Origin of the sequence: Methanoculleus sp. DTU007, from assembly GCF_001512385.1 — an archaeon.
Lineage (GTDB): Archaea > Halobacteriota > Methanomicrobia > Methanomicrobiales > Methanoculleaceae > Methanoculleus > Methanoculleus thermophilus.
This window is the reverse complement of the sequence record NZ_LFRO01000038.1, coordinates 105,800-121,519: the sequence shown is the minus strand read 5'-3', so window position 1 is coordinate 121,519 and position 15,720 is coordinate 105,800. Positions and strand designations below refer to the sequence as shown.

Below are 15,720 nucleotides of genomic sequence, written 5' to 3'. Positions count from 1 at the left end.
CCCTCTTTTCGCATGACCGGACCATCGCGGAGTTTTATGTGCGAGATCCTGATCCGCCTTCCGTTGAAGGTGTAGGCTTCGCCGACGACGAGCACCTCCTCCCCGTCCATGGTCTGATAGAGCGGAATGGTCGTGCGTCCGGTATGGACGGATGCCCTCACCACAACCTGCTCAATCCCTCGGGTCCAGAGGGCCGTCACCTCTTCGGCCTTTGCCTGTCGAACTCTCTTTTCTCCTGTCTCGATCCCGGTAACCTCGACTCCGAGGACCTCCTCCTCGCACTCTGCGACGATCTTGTCCCCGAGAGAGACGACTTCACCCTCAAACATCTCCGTGCTGCAGACCTTTGATTCGGTCTCGCGGCTCACGATCGTCTTGACGGTGATGACCCGGGGCTCGGGGGGCCTTGGTATCCGGTGAACCTGGCCGCACTCGCTGCACTGCACCACCAGTTCGGCGGCTTCCCGGAGAACCTGGTGTTCGCACTCCTCTTTACAGACGGGGCAAACGATGCTAATCATTCATTAGCAATAGCATCCCTCTCCTAATTAAGCATGAAGGCGAGGGATACTGTCCGGGCGCGGGGGCACCCGCTGATCCGGGGAACCCATCGGACGACGTTTGAGGTGACGAAAGACGAGACGCTGACCGAGACCGGGGACTGCATCATCGGGATCGGGGCCGACAAAGGTGCCGCCGACCTTGATCCCGGCTTCAAAGCGCTACTTTCCGACGACCGGGCGGTGCTCACGACTCGTCTGAGAGTGGGAGACGAGACCGTCGAGGTCCGATCAAGAGGGAGCGCGGCGTTCACTCTGGACCATCCTTCCGACCTCGTCTGGCGGCGAAGCGATTTTGTCTCGGACCGAACCGTGGGCATCCGCTCCGACCGGGTGGCGGCGTCCATCCCCCGTGGGTTCATCGAGGCACTCCGGCGAGGGGAGGAACTGGTCGTCGAACTCGAGGTGGAGGTCCCTGAGACCTCTTAATCACGGTTGTTCTCTCTCACTGTGAATTCACGCCCCACAAAGCCGGCGTGCGAGACTGCAATGCCGCCAGGGATAGATTTATGCGTTGGCGGTGCAGGAGAGGGTTGAGAGATGCAACCGCTTGCCCCGGCGCTCGAAGAGATCCTTGAGCACCTGGAAGACCTCGATCGCCGCCTGCGTCTTCGCAGGGTGGATGCTGGTGCGGAAGATGTGCTCCTCCAGAGGTCGGACCTGGCGGAGATTTATGTTCATATCGATGCTCTGATCTCCAGCATCCGGAGCATCGACACCGAATTCCGCCGATATCGCGATCGGTTCCTCCACCATCCGGCCGCCTGCCTCTGCACCAGTCCGGACGGTATTGTCCTCGAGGAGAATACGGCAGCAGCTCGCCTCTTTGATCTCCCCCCCGATCGCTTGCGGGGCTCCTCCCTTGATGTACACCTCCATCCGGAGAGCCTCCCGGTCTTCCGATCTATGGTTGCAGCCCTTGCTCGTGGTGAGGATCTCCGACGGCAGGAGTTTCTCCTCAGGAGAACCGATGGCGGCGCCGCTCGGGTCGCGGCGGCGGTCTCGGCATTGCGTGGTCCCGGCGGCGCCCTTATCGAACTCATCTGGGTGTTCCAGGAGATCCCGGCAGGCCGCGAGGTGGGGGAGGCCCTCCGGAGGAGCGAAGATGAGTACCGGGCGATCGCGGGGGGCAGGCCGAGTTGATCTACCGTTGGCTCCCCGATGGCACCGTCACCTTCGCAAACGAGGCCTACTGCCGCTACATTGGCATCCCGTGCCGGGATCTCGTTGGACGACGGCATGCCCCCGGTCTCGTGGCCAAAGATGGGGCCCGGGCCCGGCAGAGCCTTGCCTCCCTCACCCCGGACCACCCGGTATCGGTCACCGAACGTCGGGTCGTCATGCCGGAAGGGGGGGGTCCGGTGGCAGCAGTGGACCGATACGGCGTTCTTTGACGACGAGGGCTCCGTCGTCGAGTATCAGTCCGTGGGACGGGACATCACCGATGCACGGGCGGCCCGGGAGGCGCTCCTCCTCGCAAACCGGAAACTCAATCTCCTCTCGGAGGTGACCCGGCATGACATCCTGAACCTGCTTTCTGTACTCATGGGATACCTCGATCTCTCCCGGGCACAGACGGACGACCCGGAGTTGCAGGAGTATTTCAAAAAAGAGGAGGAGGCCATCCAGGGAATCCAGCGCTGCATGGCCTTCACCGGGGAGTACCAGGATGTCGGCGTGGCCTCCCCGGTCTGGCAGCCACTCTCCCGGATCATTCATGAAGCGATGGCGGGGCTCGATCCGGGCGATATCGCCGTCGAGATGGAAGCGGATGACCTGGAGGTGTATGCCGATCCCCTCATTGCCCGGGTATTTGCAAACCTCATCGACAACTCGCTCCGGCATGGGGGCAACGTCTCCCGGATACGCATCTATCCCGAAGTATCGGACCGGGAGATCAAGATCATCTACGAGGACGACGGCATCGGCATCCCCCATGCCGAGAAGGAAAGGTTGTTTGAGCGGGGATTTGGGCGGAAGACCGGGTTTGGGCTCTTTCTTGCCCGGGAGATCCTCTCAATCACCGATATCTCCATACGCGAGACCGGCGAGCCCGGGAGCGGCGTTCGGTTCGAGATCAATATTCCTCCGGGATTCTACCGGTTCACCGGTCCCGGCCGAGCTCGGTGAGTTTCATCTCGGCTGATGTGAGGAGGTCTTCGCACTGCTTCACGAGGAGTGCGCCCCGCTCGTAGATTGCGATGCTCTCCTCAAGGCTTGCATCGCCTTCTTCCAGTCTTCGGACGATCTTCCTGAGTTCTTCCAGTTTCTCTTCAAAGGTCTCTGTCATACATTATCTCCTCGACAGCGGCTCTCGCCCGCCCGTCTTTCATCCGCAGAGTCACCCGATCAGCCGGTGTGAGGTCGCGGACGCTCCTTGCAACCCTCCCGTTCACCTCGACGATGCAGTAGCCCCGATCGAGGGCGGCGAGCGGATTCTGTCCGGCGAGACTTGCCCTGACCTCGGCAAGTGCGCCTCGCTCTCGCTGAATCCGGGCAAGCGCCGCACGCCGGAGCATCTCCTCGTGCTCGGCGAGGCGTTGCCTTCGTTCATTGATGCGGCGGGAAAGCCGCCGGGGATGCATCCGCCCTCTGATGTCCTCGACCTCGCTTCGTGCAGCGGCGAGGCGGTGGAGGAGGAGCGCTTCCATCCTCTCCCGGAACCCGGAGATTTCCCTGAGTACTTCTTCTCTATCGGGAACGGCCAGTTCGGCGGCTGCCGACGGGGTCGGCGCCCGGAGGTCTGCTGCAAAGTCGCAGAGGGCGGTGTCCACCTCGTGCCCGACGGCGCTGATGACCGGTGTCCTGCATGCCGCGACGGCTCTCACAACCTCCGGGTGGTTGAAGGGGAAGAGGTCCTCGAAACTCCCTCCGCCGCGCCCGACGATGATCACATCAACAAGCCCATCAACCCGCCGGATCGCCTCCGCGATCTCGATGTGCGCCCCCTCGCCCTGGACGGCCGTCGGTGAGAGAACCACCTCGACCGGATACCGGCGCGAGATGACCGTGAGGATATCCTTCAGCGCCGCACCGGTCCGGGAGGTGACCACGCCGATTCGATGCGGGAAGCGGGGCAGAGGTCGTCTTCGTTCGGGGTCAAAGAGCCCTTCGGCGGCGAGCTCCCGCTTCCAGCGCTCGACCATGAGGTGCCGTTCACCGGTGCCCGCCGGGAGGAGTTCCCGGACGATCAACTGATACTTCCCATGAGGCTCATAGACCTCCACGGACCCCCAGGCGAGGACGTCCATGCCATTTTTTGGTTCGAACCCGAGCCCTGCTGCATACGTCCGCCACATGACGCAGTTAATCAGTGCGGACTCCCTTCCGGTCCCTTCAGAGAGCGAGAAGTAGCGGTGACCGGAGGTATGGTCTTTGTAGTTGGTCACCTCTCCCCGCACCCAGATCCCGTGCAGGCGATCGTCGTCGAGGAGGTCGCGGATGAGCCCCGATACCTCCGAAACCCCGAGGATCGGGGTGCCGAACCGGTCCGGGCCGGCGGGAGAGCCGCTCAACATCATCACAATCTATTAGACCTATGGTTTATATCAACTAGTGTTATGGGCCGTTTTGCTGTCTCGACCATGTTCTTCCACGAGTACCCGTGTGACGATATCTTTGACTATGTCGCCGAGTCAGGACTGGACAGCATCGAGTTCTGGATCGAGACCCCTCATTTCTGGCTCCGCGGCGCTCCTCTGGATGATCTTTCCCGATGCGTTGCCGATCATCCGGAACTCTCTCCGATCACCGTCCATGCCCCCTCGCTCGACCTGAATCCTTGTTCTATCAACCCGAAGGTGGCCGAGATCTCGGTGAAGTATACTGTGGAAGCTGTCTGGATGGCGGACCGAATTGGTGCCGGCGTCGTCACAATCCACCCTGGGAGGAGGACAGCAAAGCGGGACCCGAGCGCCTATGACTACCGACGATTCGAGGCTTATATCGCCCAGATCCGGGATATTGCCGAGGAGACGAGGGTGAAGGTGGCAATCGAGAACCTTGAGCCCCGGGTCAACGCCATGCTCTATAAGGCAGAGGACGCTCGAGAGGTCCTCGATCGGGAACCCTGGCTCTGGTTCACGCTCGATATGGGGCATGCCATGATGGCGTCCCGCGGAGAGGTGGACCGGTTCATTGACCTCTGCATCGATCGGATGGTAAACGTTCACGTCAGCGCACTTGGGGCAAATGGCCGCCCCCATCACCCCATTCATGACGATCCGGCTGCACAACGGGTGCTTGCAGATCTTGCCGACCGGGGCTACACCGGATACCTCACCCTGGAGCTTGAGGATATGGTCTTTTCAGGAGCACTCTCATCAGAAGAGAAGATTGTGCTTCTCTCACGAGAATTGAGGGCACTTCAGGAGATATTCTCGTGAAGCGCTGGTTTTATAACATCTGCCTGCAACATAATTCATATAACCCCCAAAAATAATCAATGCTGGATTCAGCCGCTTAATGCGGCGTGGAGCGAATGGTAGTTATAGATCTCTTAATAGTGGAAGTTGTTTTATTTATTGCCGCTTTGCTCTTTTCGGGCTTCTTCTCGAGTTCTGAAGTTGCTCTTATCTCAATCACGCGGGCAAAAGTCCATGCACTCCAGAGTCAGGGCCGGAAGGGAGCGAAAGCACTCGATACACTGAAGCGGTCGACCGATGCCATCCAGATCACCACCTTGATCGGGAGTACCATCGCCAATGTGGCCGTAGCATCGCTTGCAACCGCGATCGGCATAACCCTTTACGGCAACCTCGGTATCGCTGTAGGTCTCGTTGTTGCGGCCGTCCTGGTGCTCGTCTCCGGCGAGATCGGCCCGAAGATGTACGCCTCCCGGTATACCGAGGAGCTGGCGCTTCGTGTGAGCCGTCCCATCCTCTTCTTCTCGAAGTTGCTCTACCCGGTGCTCTGGGTCACGGACCGCATCGAGCAGCAGTTTGCCTTCAGGCCCGGCGTGACCGAGCCGGTCGTCACCGAGGAGGAGATCAAGGAATGGATTGACGTCGGTGAGGAGGAGGGGACGATCGAGGAGGAGGAGCGCGATATGCTCTACTCCGTATTGCGTTTTGGAGATACGACCGCCCGTGAAGTGATGACGCCGCGTGTCGATGTCGTCATGATCGAGGATACCGCCACACTCGAGAGCGCGCTTGCCATCTTCAACGAGACGGGATTCTCACGGATCCCGGTATATCATGAGCGGATCGATAATATCGTCGGTCTCTTGAATGTAAAAGATGTCTTTTCGGCGGTCTTTCGCCAGCAGACGAGCGCGACGATCCGTGACCTGATGTATGAACCCTATTTCATCCCCGAGAGCAAGAAGATCGATGAACTCTTAAAAGAACTTCAGGTTAAGAAGCAGCACATGGCCGTCGTTCTTGACGAGTACGGATCGTTTGCAGGGATAGTGACCGTCGAGGATATGCTTGAGGAACTGGTCGGCGAGATTCTGGACGAGTTCGACGAGGAAGAACCCGAGGTACAACAACTCGAGGAAGGCATCTACCTGGTCGATGCACGGACATGGGTTGAGCATCTCAACGAGGACCTGGACCTCAATCTTCCGCTGATGGACACGTATGAGAGTATCGGCGGCCTTGTCATCGAGCGTCTGGGGCATATCCCCCGCCGCGGCGAGGTGGTCAAGATTGAGGAGAGCAACGTCACGCTGGTGGTGATGCAGATGCGGGGCCGACGGATTGTCAAGGTGAAACTGATTATTGGTCCACCGGTTCCGCCGACGGAGTCGCGGTAAGGTGTAGGGAGAGCGAGACCTATGGATCCAGAAATATGCGTTAGCAAAAAAAGGGTAGCTGTACTTGCCTCAGGGCGAGGATCGAACTTTCAGGCAGTGATCGATGCAATCGCTGCCGGGGATATTCCGGCGGTCTGCGTTGGCCTTATCACCGATAACCCCCGGGCATACGCGATCGAGCGGGCAAAAGCCGCCGGCATCCCGGTGACGGTTGTCGAGTACGCGCGGTTCCCCTCGAAGGCCGCCTATGAGGAGGCGCTCCTTTCCGCAATGAAGAGTTGCCGTGCGGATCTCTTTGTCCTTGCCGGTTACATGCGGATCCTGGGCGCCGAGATTGTCCACGAGTTCTCGGGCAGGATGATGAATATTCACCCTGCTCTACTCCCGGCATTTGCCGGCCTGCACGCGCAGCGGCAGGCGATTGAGTATGGAGTAAAGATTGCGGGCTGCACTGTCCATCTCGTGGATGAGGGGATGGATACAGGGCCCATCGTCGTTCAGCGGTGTGTCCCGGTCCTTCAGGACGACGACGAGTCGACGCTCGCCGAACGGATCCTGGTGGAAGAGCATAAAGCCCTCCCCCTCGCTGTAAAACTCTTCTGTGAGGACCGACTCGAGGTAATCGGCCGCCGGGTGCGGATCCGATGACCCGAAGATCAAACTCTTATATTCTCCCGCCCCCAACCTCAAAACCCGCAATTTGATGGGAACGGATCATGGCAGACACTACACGAAGATCGGGCTCTCGGAGACTCGCCCGCGAGAGGATCGCTCTCCTCTTTGCGCGTGCGGCGGAGTTTTACCCTGAAAATCCCGCCTGGAGCAACCGTTGCGTCGAACTCGCGCGCAAGATCGGTATGCGCCACCGGGTTCGGATTGAGCGCCCGCTGAAGCGCCGGTTCTGTCGCCGGTGCAACGCGTACCTGGTGCCGGGTTCGAACGCCCGAATCAGAATCCACCGCGGAAACGTGATCGTCACCTGCCTTACCTGTGGACACCGGTCACGGTATCCGGTGGGGAGGCCTCAAGAATGAGCAGGGAATCGTATCAGGATATCAAGCCAACTGTCTGGATCGGCAAGCGCGGCATCACAAACGTCATGATCGATGAGATTCGGCGCCAGCTTAAAGATCGCAAGATCGTCAAGGTCCGCTGGCTCAGGAATACCGAGGTTGATCCCGAGAAGGTAGCGGTCTCAACCGACGCGGTTCTCCTCGAGGTCCGAGGGAGGACCCTCGTCCTCGCGGAGCGCCGTCGTCGATCTTCCTGACGGGAATCTCGAAATATATAAAACATCACTGGACGAATATGTAAAGACTGTTAGCGATAGTGAGGTTCATCTATGACGACCGTATATGACATCCCTGCCGAGATGCTTATTCGGCAGGTGGCAGAAGAACTCAAGAAAAATCCGCAGATTCAGCCCCCTGACTGGGCCGCTTTTGCGAAGACGGGGGTACACAGAGAGATGCCCCCCGAGAATGAAGACTGGTGGTACGTGCGTGCGGCGGCGATCTTCCGGCGTATATATACTGATGGCCCGGTGGGGATCCAGAGGATGCGTTCCGCCTACGGCGGCAAACGCGACCGGGGCTCGGCTCCCAATCAGTTCCGGCGGGGAAGCGGCTCCATTGTCCGAAAGGTTTTCCAGCAGCTCGAAGCTGCCGGGTACGTCTCCCACACAACTGAGGGGCGCGTGGTTACCCCTGCCGGGAGATCGTTCCTTGACAACGTCGCAAACAGTCTGAAGGCCCAGGCTGCCGAGACTGCCCCGGGACTTGCCCGATACTAACCGACTGAGGGTGTAACTGATGGTAGACGACGAACTCGCGGACCTCCGCCGCCGGAGGATGGAACAACTCCAACGGCAGGCGATGGAACAACAGGCAGCCGAGGAGGAGATGGAGCGCCAGCGGCAGATCGAGTCGCAGATCCGCGTCATGCTCATGGAGATCCTCGAACCCGAAGCGAGAGAGAGACTCAATACCATCAAGTTGACCCGGCCGGATTTTGCGAAGGCGGTCGAGCAGCAACTGGTAATGCTGGCTCAGAGCGGCCGTATCCGACAGCGGATCACCGATGAGCAGTTAAAAGCCCTGCTCAGCCAGTTGACGCCGTCCAAAAGAGAGTTTCGGATTACACGAAAGTAATGAAAGCGGGTGTGCTCTTCTCGGGAGGGAAAGACAGTTCGCTCGCGGCGATCATGCTTGCGCGCGACTACGACGTGGAACTGAATACCTGCGTATTCGACCCTGACCGTGAGGTTCCGGCGGTGCAGGCTGTAGCAGCCGCCTTAAACCTTCCCTTCAAGAGAAGGGTGCTCGGGAGAGACGTCCTTGACGAGGCCGTCGATCTGATCCTCTCGTGCGGCTACCCGAACGACGCGATCAATATGGTCCACCGGAAGGCTGTTGAGACCCTCCTGCATGAGTACGAAGTGGTCGGCGACGGCACTCGCCGGGAGGACCGGGTCCCCCGACTCGAGCGCTCCGATGTGCAGCGCCTGGAGATGACGAGCGGCCACTCCTACGTCCGGCCGCTCCTCGGCTACGGGAAACAGGAGGTTGAACGCCTCGCGAAAAGGTTGTTTGTGATCCGCTACGGAGAGACGGGCACGATCGAGAACGGTGACTACGAGCAGGAGATCCGCAGCGCGATTCGCGCTCGCGGCATCGATCCGGCTCCTCTCTTTCCTCCCAACCACCAACAGTCGCTGGTGGTTGGGATGAGGGAGACCTGAAAGTTATAAGAGTGAGAGTTATGAGCAAGTTGATGAAGGGCCGGAAGATCCGGCTGGCGAAGGCATGCGAGCAGAATCGCCGCGTGCCGGCATGGGTGATGATCAGGACCAACCGTGCAGTCGTGTCGCATCCCAAGCGGCGCAACTGGAGACGGAGTACGTTAAAGGTGTAAGGCTATGGCAGAGGCATTGAAGGAGCATATCTATATCATCCCTCTCCGCGAGGTGAAGCGTGCACCCCGCTGGAAGCGAAGCAACACCGCAATTAAGGACATCAGGGCGTTCCTTGCCCGGCACATGAAGAGCGAGGACGTCAAACTGGATAAGAGCATCAACGAGAAGGTCTGGGAGCACGGTAATTCCAAGCCCCCGCGAAAGATTCGCGTCCGTGCGATGAAGTTCGAGGATGGGCAGGTCCAGGCCGAGCTCGCCGAGGAGTGAAATGACAGGAACGATCGATCTCGCCGGCGATCCGAACATTGGTGTCTACGCCCGCGTCTTTGAGGATATCGCGATCGTATATCCCGGGGCGCCGGCGGAGTTCACCGAGGCTCTCGTGCGAGACCTCGATGTCGATATCGTGACCACTACTATCCAGGGAAGCAACATTATCGGGTCGCTTGTTGCGGGAAACAGCCAGGGTCTGATCGTCAGCGGTCTTGCCGACGACGATGAACTGGCTGTTCTTGGTGATTATCGCGACATCATGCTGCTCGAAGGCTCCATGAACGCGGCCGGCAACGTGATCCTCGCAAACGACTATGTTGCCGCCGTCCATCCCGATATGAGCATCGACATCGCCGAGGAGATCGGGTCGTTCCTTGGGGTGCCGGTGATCCGGCTCTCACTTGGAGGCATCAAGACCGTCGGTATGGCCGGGCATGCGACGAATAAGGGGATCCTCGTCCACCCGAGAGCCAACGATACGGAGATCGCCGCCCTCGAACGGGTTGTCGACCTCCCGATTGGTCTTGGTTCCGTCAACATGGGTACGGGGCTTGTGGGTACCGGACTTCTTGCGAACAGCAAGGGGTACATTGCAGGCTCCGCCACGACCGGGTTTGAGCTGGGACGGATAGAAGAAGTCTTTGGGTTTTTGGAGTGAGTCAGTCATGGAGAACCAGACATTTGAAGTTGTGGGCGCGTGCATGATCAACAAAGAGTGGAGACCGTACCGTAAGGTTGTCGCGGCCCCAAACGAGAACCAGGCAAGAGAGAGAATTTTCACTGAGATTGGAAGCAAACACCGCTTGAAGAGAAGTTATATCACCATCGAGTCGGTTAACGTAGTAACTGGTGAATAACGTGGACCAGGCAGATCCTCGCGAGATACAGACCCTCCAGATGTACTTAAATGAGTACGGGCAGCAGATCGAGATTCTGACGCAGCAACTCTCGATGATCGAGCAGCAGCGACTTGAGGCAGCCGCCGCCGTCGAGACCCTTCGTGCCCTTCAGGAGAACGGGGATGCCACGCTTCTTCTCCCAATCGGGGGCGGCGCTCACCTCCGGGTGAAGGTGCTTGACGCCGGGCATGCAATCGTGAACATCGGGGCCGACGTCTCTGTCGAACGTGCCAGTGCGGAGGCGGTTGAGTATCTGGAGGATCGAATCACCGAGCTTGAAGCGCTTGGAAAGAAGGTCGCAGGTTCGGTTGAACAATTGCAGGGGCAGGCAACGGAGATCTCCCGCCGCCTTGAGGCGGCCTACCGGGGAGCCCGGCAGGCTCAGGCAGGCCAGAGCGGAAGTTCATAATGTTCGATTCATTAAAGAAAAAACTTCAGAATATTAAGACTAAGTTTACCTCAAGAATCGAGGAGGTCGCCGGTCCGGAGCCGGCGGCTATTGAACAGCCGGCGCTACCGGAGGCTGCAAAACCCGTCCAGCCCCCCGCCCAGTCCTCTCCCGAACCGACGGCCCCCGCAGAGAGTGTGCCGGAGGAGAAGCGGGAGGAACCTACACTTTTCAACAGGCTGAAGGTTCTCGTCCGCGAACGGGAGGTCCTTATCCAGGAGAAGGATATCGAGGAGCCTCTTCTTGAACTTGAGATGACTCTCCTCGAGAACGACGTCGCCCTCCCGGTCACGGACGAGATCATCACCCGTATGCGCACCGACCTTGTGGGCCGGCATAGAAAGATCGGCTCGTCGATCGACGGCCTGGTCGTCTCAACCCTGCGGTCCGCACTCTGTGGCGTTCTGGGTGAGGGTCTTGACCTCTGCACCTACATCCGTGAGCATGAGCGTCCGGTGAAGATCCTCTTTACCGGAGTGAACGGAACCGGAAAGACTACAACTGTTGCGAAGGTCGGGCATTACCTTCAGAAGAACGGGTTTTCCGTCGTGATCGGTGCGGGCGACACGTTCCGCGCGGGTGCGATCGAGCAGATCCGGACCCATGCAGACCGTCTTGGCATCAAGACGATCCAGCACCAGGACGGCGCCGACCCTTCAGCGGTCCTCTTTGATGCGGTCCAATACGCGAAGGCGCACAATATCGATGTCGTCCTCGCCGATACCGCCGGGCGGTTCCATAACCGGGCAAACCTCATGAACCAGCTCGGAAAGATCCGCCGGGTCATGAAGCCCGACCTTGTCGTCTACGTCGATGAGGCGGTGGCCGGGAATGATGCGGTCATCCGCGCCGACGAGTTCAACAAGACCGTCGGGACCGATGCGGTCGTCCTGACGAAGGCGGACATGGACCCCAAGGGCGGTGCGGCAATATCGATCGCTCACACGGTGGGCAAACCCATCCTCTTCCTCGGGACCGGTCAGGGCTATGACGACATCATGCCGTTTAACCCCAGCGTTGTGGTCGACGAGCTCCTTGGGGGTGAGGTCTGATGCTCGATAACCTTGGCACCTCCCTAAAGGATGCGGTCAAGAGGCTCGCCGGTAAGACGGTGATCGATCGGGCTGCGGTCGACGAACTGGTGCGTGATCTGCAGAGAGCGCTCCTCTCAGCCGACGTCAACGTCAAACTTGTGATGCAACTCTCCCAGGCGATCAAGCAGCGTGCCCTCGAAGAGGAGCCCCCGAAGGGCATGGGGGTTCGGGAGCACGTTCTCCGGATCGTCTACCAGGAACTGGTCCGGCTGATGGGAAAGCCCGGAGAGGTGACGCTTGAACCCCAGACGATCCTGATGGCTGGTCTGCAGGGGAGCGGCAAGACCACGACGACGGCAAAACTCGCCCGCTACTTCCAGCGCAAAGGGCTCCGGGTCGGCGTGATCTGTGCAGACACCTTCCGACCGGGAGCGTATGAGCAGTTAAAGACCCTCTGCGATCGGATCAGCGTCCCCTGTTACGGTGATCCGAAGGAGCCCGACGCACTCAAGATCGTCCGGGAAGGGCTCCCTAAGTTCCGCAAGCTCTATGAAGTGATCATCATCGATACTCAAGGACGGCACGCCCTTGAGGAGAACCTGATCGAGGAGATCATCAACATCAATGAGATCTCGCACGCCGACCACAGGTGGCTCGTGATCGATGCGGCGCTCGGTCAACAGGCAAGCGAACAGGCCCGCCGGTTCCACGAGGCGATCGGGATCGACGGTGTCCTCGTCACCAAGATGGACGGCACGGCAAAGGGTGGCGGCGCTCTCTCGGCGGTTGCCGAGACGCAGAGCGGCATCGTCTTCATCGGGAGCGGGGAGACGATCGAGGACCTTGAACGGTTCGACCCTGACGGGTTCATCTCCCGGCTGCTTGGAATGGGAGACTTAAAAGCCCTCGTTGAGCGGGCGGAAGAGGCGGTCTCGGCTGAGGATCTCGACGTCAACGCTATCCTCAAGGGCCGGTTCACGCTCCGGGATATGTACAAGCAGCTCGAGGCCTTAAACAAGATGGGGCCCTTAAAGCAGATCATGAGCATGCTCCCGCTCGGCGGCATGCAGATCCCCGATGAAGCTTACGATATCACCAGCACCAAGATGCAGCGCTACAAGGTGATCATGGACTCGATGACTCCTTCGGAACTCGATGATCCCTCGATCATCGGGGGCTCCCGGGTCCAGCGGATCGCACGCGGCGCCGGGGTGGCGCCCGAGGACGTCAGGGATCTCATCAAGTACTACAAGATCATGCAGCGGGCCTTGAAGGGCATGCGGGGCATGAGCGGCGGCAGGTTCAACATGCAGCGCATGTTAAAGAAGTTCGGCGGACCCAGCAGATGAAGCGATTCGCCATCGTGGGGCATCTTGCCGCAACAAGCGGCAACTTCAGCCTCAACGATCTTCCTGGAAGCGGCGGGAGGATGGACGTCCTCTGCCGCTCTGTCAACTCCTCGTTCTTCCTCTCACACGATCTGCGGCGCGACGTCGAGTGCTATCTTATTCTCTGTGGAGAGCCCGGGCCAGAAAAGACCGTCCTCTTCCGGGGCAGCGTTGTCCGCTACCTCTCGCCGGATGAGCGGAGCAGCGCCGCCCTGATCAAGAAGGCGCTCTCGATCCCCTGCGGCGACGAGTTTCGGGAGTCGACTCCGGGCGTCTACGTCCGTCGCGGTGGGCTTTCGCGGCTCCTTGCCGAGATCCCGTTTGCGGTCCTTGACGAGGCGGGAGAGGATGTCAGGACGGCCCCGGTTCTCCCGGAGTCATATCTTCTCTCAGACCACCTCAACTTCACCCCAGAGGAGCAGGAGATGATCGAAGGGTACTCCCGCTACTCGGTGGGACCACGGTCGCTGCATGCCGATCATGCTATTACCGTCCTCTTAAACGAGATGGATCGGAGGGAATCCGGATGGGTATCATAGAAGAGGTTGAAGCAATTCTTGGATACGGCGAGATCTGCAACCACTGTCTTGGGCGGTTCTTCGGTAAGCGGTCGTTTGGACTGACGAATGATGAGCGGGGCAGGGCGCTCCGGATCGCCTACGAGATAGCGGCAAACGTGCCGCACCACGAGCCTGATCCGGATTCGTGCTGGATCTGCGGGGGCGAACTCTCTCGCATCGATGCCTGGGCCGAGAGGATCGTGGAGGCTCTTGCCGGGATCGAGTTCGAGACGTTTCTTGTCGGCACAAAGGTGCCGCCGATCGCCGCGGAGAGCGAGGAGATGGTCTGGAGCGATCTCTCCCTCCGTGACCCCGAGCCGATGAAGGCGGAGATGAATCGGGAAGTAGGAAAGGCCGTATCGGCTCTCACCGGGAAGACGGCCGACCTCAAACGCCCCGACATCGTTGCGATCCTCGATCTTGCAGAAGACTCGGTCGAGATACAGGTCAACCCGGTCTTCTTCTTCGGCCGGTATCTGAAGTACGAGCGAGGCATCCCGCAGACTCACTGGGATTGCCGTGCATGCCGCGGGGCCGGATGCGAGAAGTGCAACTTCACCGGGAAGCAGTACGTCGATTCTGTCGAGGAACTGATCGGCCGACCGGTGATGGAGGCCTTCGAGGCGGAGAACGCCGTTCTGCACGGTGCTGGTCGGGAGGATATCGATGCACGGATGCTCGGTTCTGGGCGCCCCTTTGTGATGGAAGTGGAAGCGCCCAGGAAACGCTCCGTGGACCTTGCACTGCTTGAGGAAGAGATCAACAGAAGTGCCGCGGGCAGGGTGGCGGTCCATCTGACCGGATGGGCAGATCGGAAGACGGTGCAAAGTCTTAAGTCCGACAAGGCGCATAAAAAATACAGGATCCTGGTCGAGATCGACGGCCCTGTGGCCCCAGATGAGCTCAGGACGGCCCTCGATCAGTTAAAAGGTGTAACAATACGACAGCGCACCCCTACGCGGGTGTCACACCGACGGGCAGATAAAGTTCGGGAACGGCAGGTCCTCGATATCCAGTGTACGGGGAGAGACGACGATGGATACTGGATTGAAGTCGTCGGTGAAGCAGGCCTCTACATCAAGGAACTGGTATCGGGTGACAACGGCAGAACCCAGCCCAGCCTCGCCCAGATCCTGGGGCGCACCGCACGTGTTGTCAGCCTCGATGTGGTGCTGGTCGAAACAGCGAATGAGTATGGTGAGTAATTATGGCACAACACAATGGACCACGCAGAAAGACGCGGTATAAGTTCAAGAAGGACCTCCGAAAACGCGGTATTCCACCGGTAACCTCGGTGATCCAGAATTTTGAGATCGGGCAGAAAGTGCACGTTGTGGTCGAGCCGAGTGTCCAGAAGGGCATGCCCCACCGGAGATTCCACGGGAAGACCGGCACGGTCATCGGACAGCGCGGACGCGCATGGGTGCTCGAGATCCGGGATGGAGATTCGATGAAACAGGTGATTGCGAGACCGCAACATCTAAAAGCGCAGAAGGTATAATTCTCAACAGCAGTGATTGGCATGAAGGTAAAACGAATCATCAGTGAAGAGCGGATGCTACTCCCCGAGTTACGTGATGTTCTCCTTTCCGTGGAGGCAGCCCGGCTCGAGTCTGGAGATGAGATGTTCTACGAACTCCGTAAGAGTATCGAGCATGCCAATCACCTCTCTAAAACCTCCGCCGAGAAGGCCCGCGCTCTCGTCGACGAGCTGATGAAGCTCGAGAAGATGAAGGAGGATATCGCTTACCGCATTGCAAACCTGATGCCCCGGACCCGGGACGAACTCCGTGCAATCTACGCCAAAGAACGTTTCAACCTTACGACGGAAGAGCTCGACGAGATCCTCGACCTGGTAATGACCCACTTCTGAGCGAAGAGGG

Annotated in this window: 26 protein-coding genes; 23 read left to right on the top strand and 3 right to left on the bottom strand. The window is 59.3% G+C overall.

The genetic code is table 11. The features are described 5' to 3' along the window. Positions 1 to 521, bottom strand: a 521-nt coding sequence (locus tag ACI94_RS04850) for an HVO_0476 family zinc finger protein (protein WP_286681159.1), incomplete at its 3' end; no start/stop codon positions are given. Positions 522 to 554: 33 nt separating this feature from the next. On the opposite strand from ACI94_RS04850, the gene ACI94_RS04845 reads away from it, so the two are divergent. The 4 genes from ACI94_RS04845 (at position 555) to ACI94_RS04830 (ending at position 2,690) form a co-directional block, all read left to right on the top strand. Next, the gene (locus ACI94_RS04845) at positions 555 to 989 is read left to right on the top strand and encodes a DUF371 domain-containing protein (protein WP_066956464.1); all 435 of its coding nucleotides are present in this window, start codon (positions 555 to 557) and stop codon (positions 987 to 989) included. Positions 990 to 1,100: 111 nt separating this feature from the next. Further along, the gene (locus tag ACI94_RS04840; protein ID WP_083524774.1) at positions 1,101 to 1,703 is read left to right on the top strand and encodes a PAS domain-containing protein; all 603 of its coding nucleotides are present in this window, start codon (positions 1,101 to 1,103) and stop codon (positions 1,701 to 1,703) included. Further along, a complete protein-coding gene (locus tag ACI94_RS04835; RefSeq protein ID WP_286681158.1) occupies positions 1,700 to 1,954 on the top strand; it encodes a PAS domain-containing protein in 255 nt (84 codons plus the stop codon). The genes ACI94_RS04840 and ACI94_RS04835 overlap by 4 nt, the downstream gene beginning before the upstream one ends. 31 nt (positions 1,955 to 1,985) lie before the next feature. Next, complete coding sequence (locus ACI94_RS04830) at positions 1,986 to 2,690, top strand: sensor histidine kinase KdpD (RefSeq protein ID WP_286681157.1); 705 nt, start codon at positions 1,986 to 1,988, stop codon at positions 2,688 to 2,690. Here ACI94_RS04830 and xseB read toward each other — a convergent pair. Beyond that, positions 2,665 to 2,850, bottom strand: a complete 186-nt coding sequence (gene xseB, locus ACI94_RS04825) for an exodeoxyribonuclease VII small subunit (protein WP_066956479.1) — start codon at positions 2,848 to 2,850, stop codon at positions 2,665 to 2,667. The genes ACI94_RS04830 and xseB overlap by 26 nt on opposite strands. Then, positions 2,834 to 4,081 carry an exodeoxyribonuclease VII large subunit gene (gene xseA, locus ACI94_RS04820; RefSeq protein ID WP_273259190.1) on the bottom strand — a complete coding sequence of 416 codons (1,248 nt, stop codon included), beginning with the start codon at positions 4,079 to 4,081 and terminating at the stop codon, positions 2,834 to 2,836. Before xseA ends, xseB begins: the two co-directional genes overlap by 17 nt. Positions 4,082 to 4,120: 39 nt before the next feature. Between xseA and ACI94_RS04815 the strand changes: the two genes are divergently transcribed. The 19 genes from ACI94_RS04815 to ACI94_RS04725 all read left to right on the top strand — a co-directional run bounded on the left by ACI94_RS04815 (position 4,121) and on the right by ACI94_RS04725 (position 15,710). Further along, positions 4,121 to 4,945: a sugar phosphate isomerase/epimerase gene (locus tag ACI94_RS04815; protein ID WP_066956485.1), complete on the top strand. Its 825-nt coding sequence runs from the start codon at positions 4,121 to 4,123 to the stop codon at positions 4,943 to 4,945. Positions 4,946 to 5,040: 95 nt separating this feature from the next. After that, on the top strand, positions 5,041 to 6,321 hold the full coding sequence (locus ACI94_RS04810) for a hemolysin family protein (RefSeq protein WP_273259191.1): 1,281 nt from the start codon (positions 5,041 to 5,043) through the stop codon (positions 6,319 to 6,321). A gap of 21 nt (positions 6,322 to 6,342) precedes the next feature. After that, complete coding sequence (gene purN / locus ACI94_RS04805; RefSeq protein WP_066956491.1) at positions 6,343 to 6,969, top strand: phosphoribosylglycinamide formyltransferase; 627 nt, start codon at positions 6,343 to 6,345, stop codon at positions 6,967 to 6,969. 68 nt (positions 6,970 to 7,037) lie between these two features. Beyond that, a complete protein-coding gene (locus tag ACI94_RS04800; RefSeq protein ID WP_083524775.1) occupies positions 7,038 to 7,355 on the top strand; it encodes a ribonuclease P protein component 4 in 318 nt (105 codons plus the stop codon). Next, positions 7,352 to 7,591 carry a YhbY family RNA-binding protein gene (locus tag ACI94_RS04795; RefSeq protein ID WP_066956494.1) on the top strand — a complete coding sequence of 80 codons (240 nt, stop codon included), beginning with the start codon at positions 7,352 to 7,354 and terminating at the stop codon, positions 7,589 to 7,591. The genes ACI94_RS04800 and ACI94_RS04795 overlap by 4 nt, the downstream gene beginning before the upstream one ends. A gap of 72 nt (positions 7,592 to 7,663) precedes the next feature. Beyond that, positions 7,664 to 8,113, top strand: coding sequence for a 30S ribosomal protein S19e (locus ACI94_RS04790; RefSeq protein WP_066956497.1), 450 nt, complete (start codon positions 7,664 to 7,666; stop codon positions 8,111 to 8,113). Between the two features lie 19 nt (positions 8,114 to 8,132). After that, on the top strand, positions 8,133 to 8,471 hold the full coding sequence (locus ACI94_RS04785) for a DNA-binding protein (RefSeq protein ID WP_066956499.1): 339 nt from the start codon (positions 8,133 to 8,135) through the stop codon (positions 8,469 to 8,471). Next, positions 8,471 to 9,061, top strand: a complete 591-nt coding sequence (locus ACI94_RS04780; RefSeq protein ID WP_066956502.1) for an asparagine synthase-related protein — start codon at positions 8,471 to 8,473, stop codon at positions 9,059 to 9,061. The genes ACI94_RS04785 and ACI94_RS04780 overlap by 1 nt, the downstream gene beginning before the upstream one ends. Positions 9,062 to 9,081: 20 nt before the next feature. After that, a complete protein-coding gene (locus ACI94_RS04775) occupies positions 9,082 to 9,234 on the top strand; it encodes a 50S ribosomal protein L39e (protein WP_083524776.1) in 153 nt (50 codons plus the stop codon). Between the two features lie 4 nt (positions 9,235 to 9,238). Then, entirely contained in the window at positions 9,239 to 9,502 is a 264-nt protein-coding gene (locus ACI94_RS04770) for a 50S ribosomal protein L31e (RefSeq protein WP_066956505.1), read from the top strand. A gap of 1 nt (position 9,503) precedes the next feature. Continuing rightward, entirely contained in the window at positions 9,504 to 10,166 is a 663-nt protein-coding gene (locus ACI94_RS04765) for a translation initiation factor IF-6 (protein ID WP_066956507.1), read from the top strand. Between the two features lie 7 nt (positions 10,167 to 10,173). Then, positions 10,174 to 10,365 (top strand): 50S ribosomal protein L18Ae, encoded by a 192-nt coding sequence (gene rpl18a, locus ACI94_RS04760; RefSeq protein ID WP_066956510.1) that lies wholly within the window; start codon positions 10,174 to 10,176, stop codon positions 10,363 to 10,365. Beyond that, positions 10,358 to 10,816, top strand: coding sequence for a prefoldin subunit alpha (gene pfdA, locus ACI94_RS04755; protein WP_224732729.1), 459 nt, complete (start codon positions 10,358 to 10,360; stop codon positions 10,814 to 10,816). The genes rpl18a and pfdA overlap by 8 nt, the downstream gene beginning before the upstream one ends. Further along, a complete protein-coding gene (ftsY, locus tag ACI94_RS04750) occupies positions 10,816 to 11,907 on the top strand; it encodes a signal recognition particle-docking protein FtsY (RefSeq protein ID WP_286681156.1) in 1,092 nt (363 codons plus the stop codon). Before pfdA ends, ftsY begins: the two co-directional genes overlap by 1 nt. Further along, a complete protein-coding gene (locus tag ACI94_RS04745; RefSeq protein WP_273259192.1) occupies positions 11,907 to 13,238 on the top strand; it encodes a signal recognition particle protein Srp54 in 1,332 nt (443 codons plus the stop codon). The genes ftsY and ACI94_RS04745 overlap by 1 nt, the downstream gene beginning before the upstream one ends. Beyond that, complete coding sequence (gene trmY / locus ACI94_RS04740; protein ID WP_066956520.1) at positions 13,235 to 13,816, top strand: tRNA (pseudouridine(54)-N(1))-methyltransferase TrmY; 582 nt, start codon at positions 13,235 to 13,237, stop codon at positions 13,814 to 13,816. The genes ACI94_RS04745 and trmY overlap by 4 nt, the downstream gene beginning before the upstream one ends. Then, on the top strand, positions 13,804 to 15,042 hold the full coding sequence (locus ACI94_RS04735; protein ID WP_066956523.1) for a tRNA pseudouridine(54/55) synthase Pus10: 1,239 nt from the start codon (positions 13,804 to 13,806) through the stop codon (positions 15,040 to 15,042). The genes trmY and ACI94_RS04735 overlap by 13 nt, the downstream gene beginning before the upstream one ends. Positions 15,043 to 15,044: 2 nt before the next feature. Continuing rightward, a complete protein-coding gene (locus tag ACI94_RS04730; protein ID WP_066956526.1) occupies positions 15,045 to 15,338 on the top strand; it encodes a 50S ribosomal protein L21e in 294 nt (97 codons plus the stop codon). Between the two features lie 21 nt (positions 15,339 to 15,359). Continuing rightward, entirely contained in the window at positions 15,360 to 15,710 is a 351-nt protein-coding gene (locus ACI94_RS04725; protein WP_286681155.1) for an RNA polymerase Rpb4 family protein, read from the top strand. Positions 15,711 to 15,720: the final 10 nt, after the last annotated feature.

Coding starts and splice junctions, on each gene's coding strand:
- ACI94_RS04845 (WP_066956464.1), top strand. CDS start 555: ATGAAGGCGAGGGATACTGTCCGGGCGCGGGGGCACCCGCTGATCCGG.
- ACI94_RS04840 (WP_083524774.1), top strand. CDS start 1,101: ATGCAACCGCTTGCCCCGGCGCTCGAAGAGATCCTTGAGCACCTGGAA.
- xseB (WP_066956479.1), bottom strand. CDS start 2,850: ATGACAGAGACCTTTGAAGAGAAACTGGAAGAACTCAGGAAGATCGTC.
- xseA (WP_273259190.1), bottom strand. CDS start 4,081: ATGATGTTGAGCGGCTCTCCCGCCGGCCCGGACCGGTTCGGCACCCCG.
- ACI94_RS04815 (WP_066956485.1), top strand. CDS start 4,121: ATGGGCCGTTTTGCTGTCTCGACCATGTTCTTCCACGAGTACCCGTGT.
- ACI94_RS04810 (WP_273259191.1), top strand. CDS start 5,041: ATGGTAGTTATAGATCTCTTAATAGTGGAAGTTGTTTTATTTATTGCC.
- purN (WP_066956491.1), top strand. CDS start 6,343: ATGGATCCAGAAATATGCGTTAGCAAAAAAAGGGTAGCTGTACTTGCC.
- ACI94_RS04800 (WP_083524775.1), top strand. CDS start 7,038: ATGGCAGACACTACACGAAGATCGGGCTCTCGGAGACTCGCCCGCGAG.
- ACI94_RS04795 (WP_066956494.1), top strand. CDS start 7,352: ATGAGCAGGGAATCGTATCAGGATATCAAGCCAACTGTCTGGATCGGC.
- ACI94_RS04790 (WP_066956497.1), top strand. CDS start 7,664: ATGACGACCGTATATGACATCCCTGCCGAGATGCTTATTCGGCAGGTG.
- ACI94_RS04785 (WP_066956499.1), top strand. CDS start 8,133: ATGGTAGACGACGAACTCGCGGACCTCCGCCGCCGGAGGATGGAACAA.
- ACI94_RS04780 (WP_066956502.1), top strand. CDS start 8,471: ATGAAAGCGGGTGTGCTCTTCTCGGGAGGGAAAGACAGTTCGCTCGCG.
- ACI94_RS04775 (WP_083524776.1), top strand. CDS start 9,082: ATGAGCAAGTTGATGAAGGGCCGGAAGATCCGGCTGGCGAAGGCATGC.
- ACI94_RS04770 (WP_066956505.1), top strand. CDS start 9,239: ATGGCAGAGGCATTGAAGGAGCATATCTATATCATCCCTCTCCGCGAG.
- ACI94_RS04765 (WP_066956507.1), top strand. CDS start 9,504: ATGACAGGAACGATCGATCTCGCCGGCGATCCGAACATTGGTGTCTAC.
- rpl18a (WP_066956510.1), top strand. CDS start 10,174: ATGGAGAACCAGACATTTGAAGTTGTGGGCGCGTGCATGATCAACAAA.
- ftsY (WP_286681156.1), top strand. CDS start 10,816: ATGTTCGATTCATTAAAGAAAAAACTTCAGAATATTAAGACTAAGTTT.
- ACI94_RS04745 (WP_273259192.1), top strand. CDS start 11,907: ATGCTCGATAACCTTGGCACCTCCCTAAAGGATGCGGTCAAGAGGCTC.
- trmY (WP_066956520.1), top strand. CDS start 13,235: ATGAAGCGATTCGCCATCGTGGGGCATCTTGCCGCAACAAGCGGCAAC.
- ACI94_RS04735 (WP_066956523.1), top strand. CDS start 13,804: ATGGGTATCATAGAAGAGGTTGAAGCAATTCTTGGATACGGCGAGATC.
- ACI94_RS04730 (WP_066956526.1), top strand. CDS start 15,045: ATGGCACAACACAATGGACCACGCAGAAAGACGCGGTATAAGTTCAAG.
- ACI94_RS04725 (WP_286681155.1), top strand. CDS start 15,360: ATGAAGGTAAAACGAATCATCAGTGAAGAGCGGATGCTACTCCCCGAG.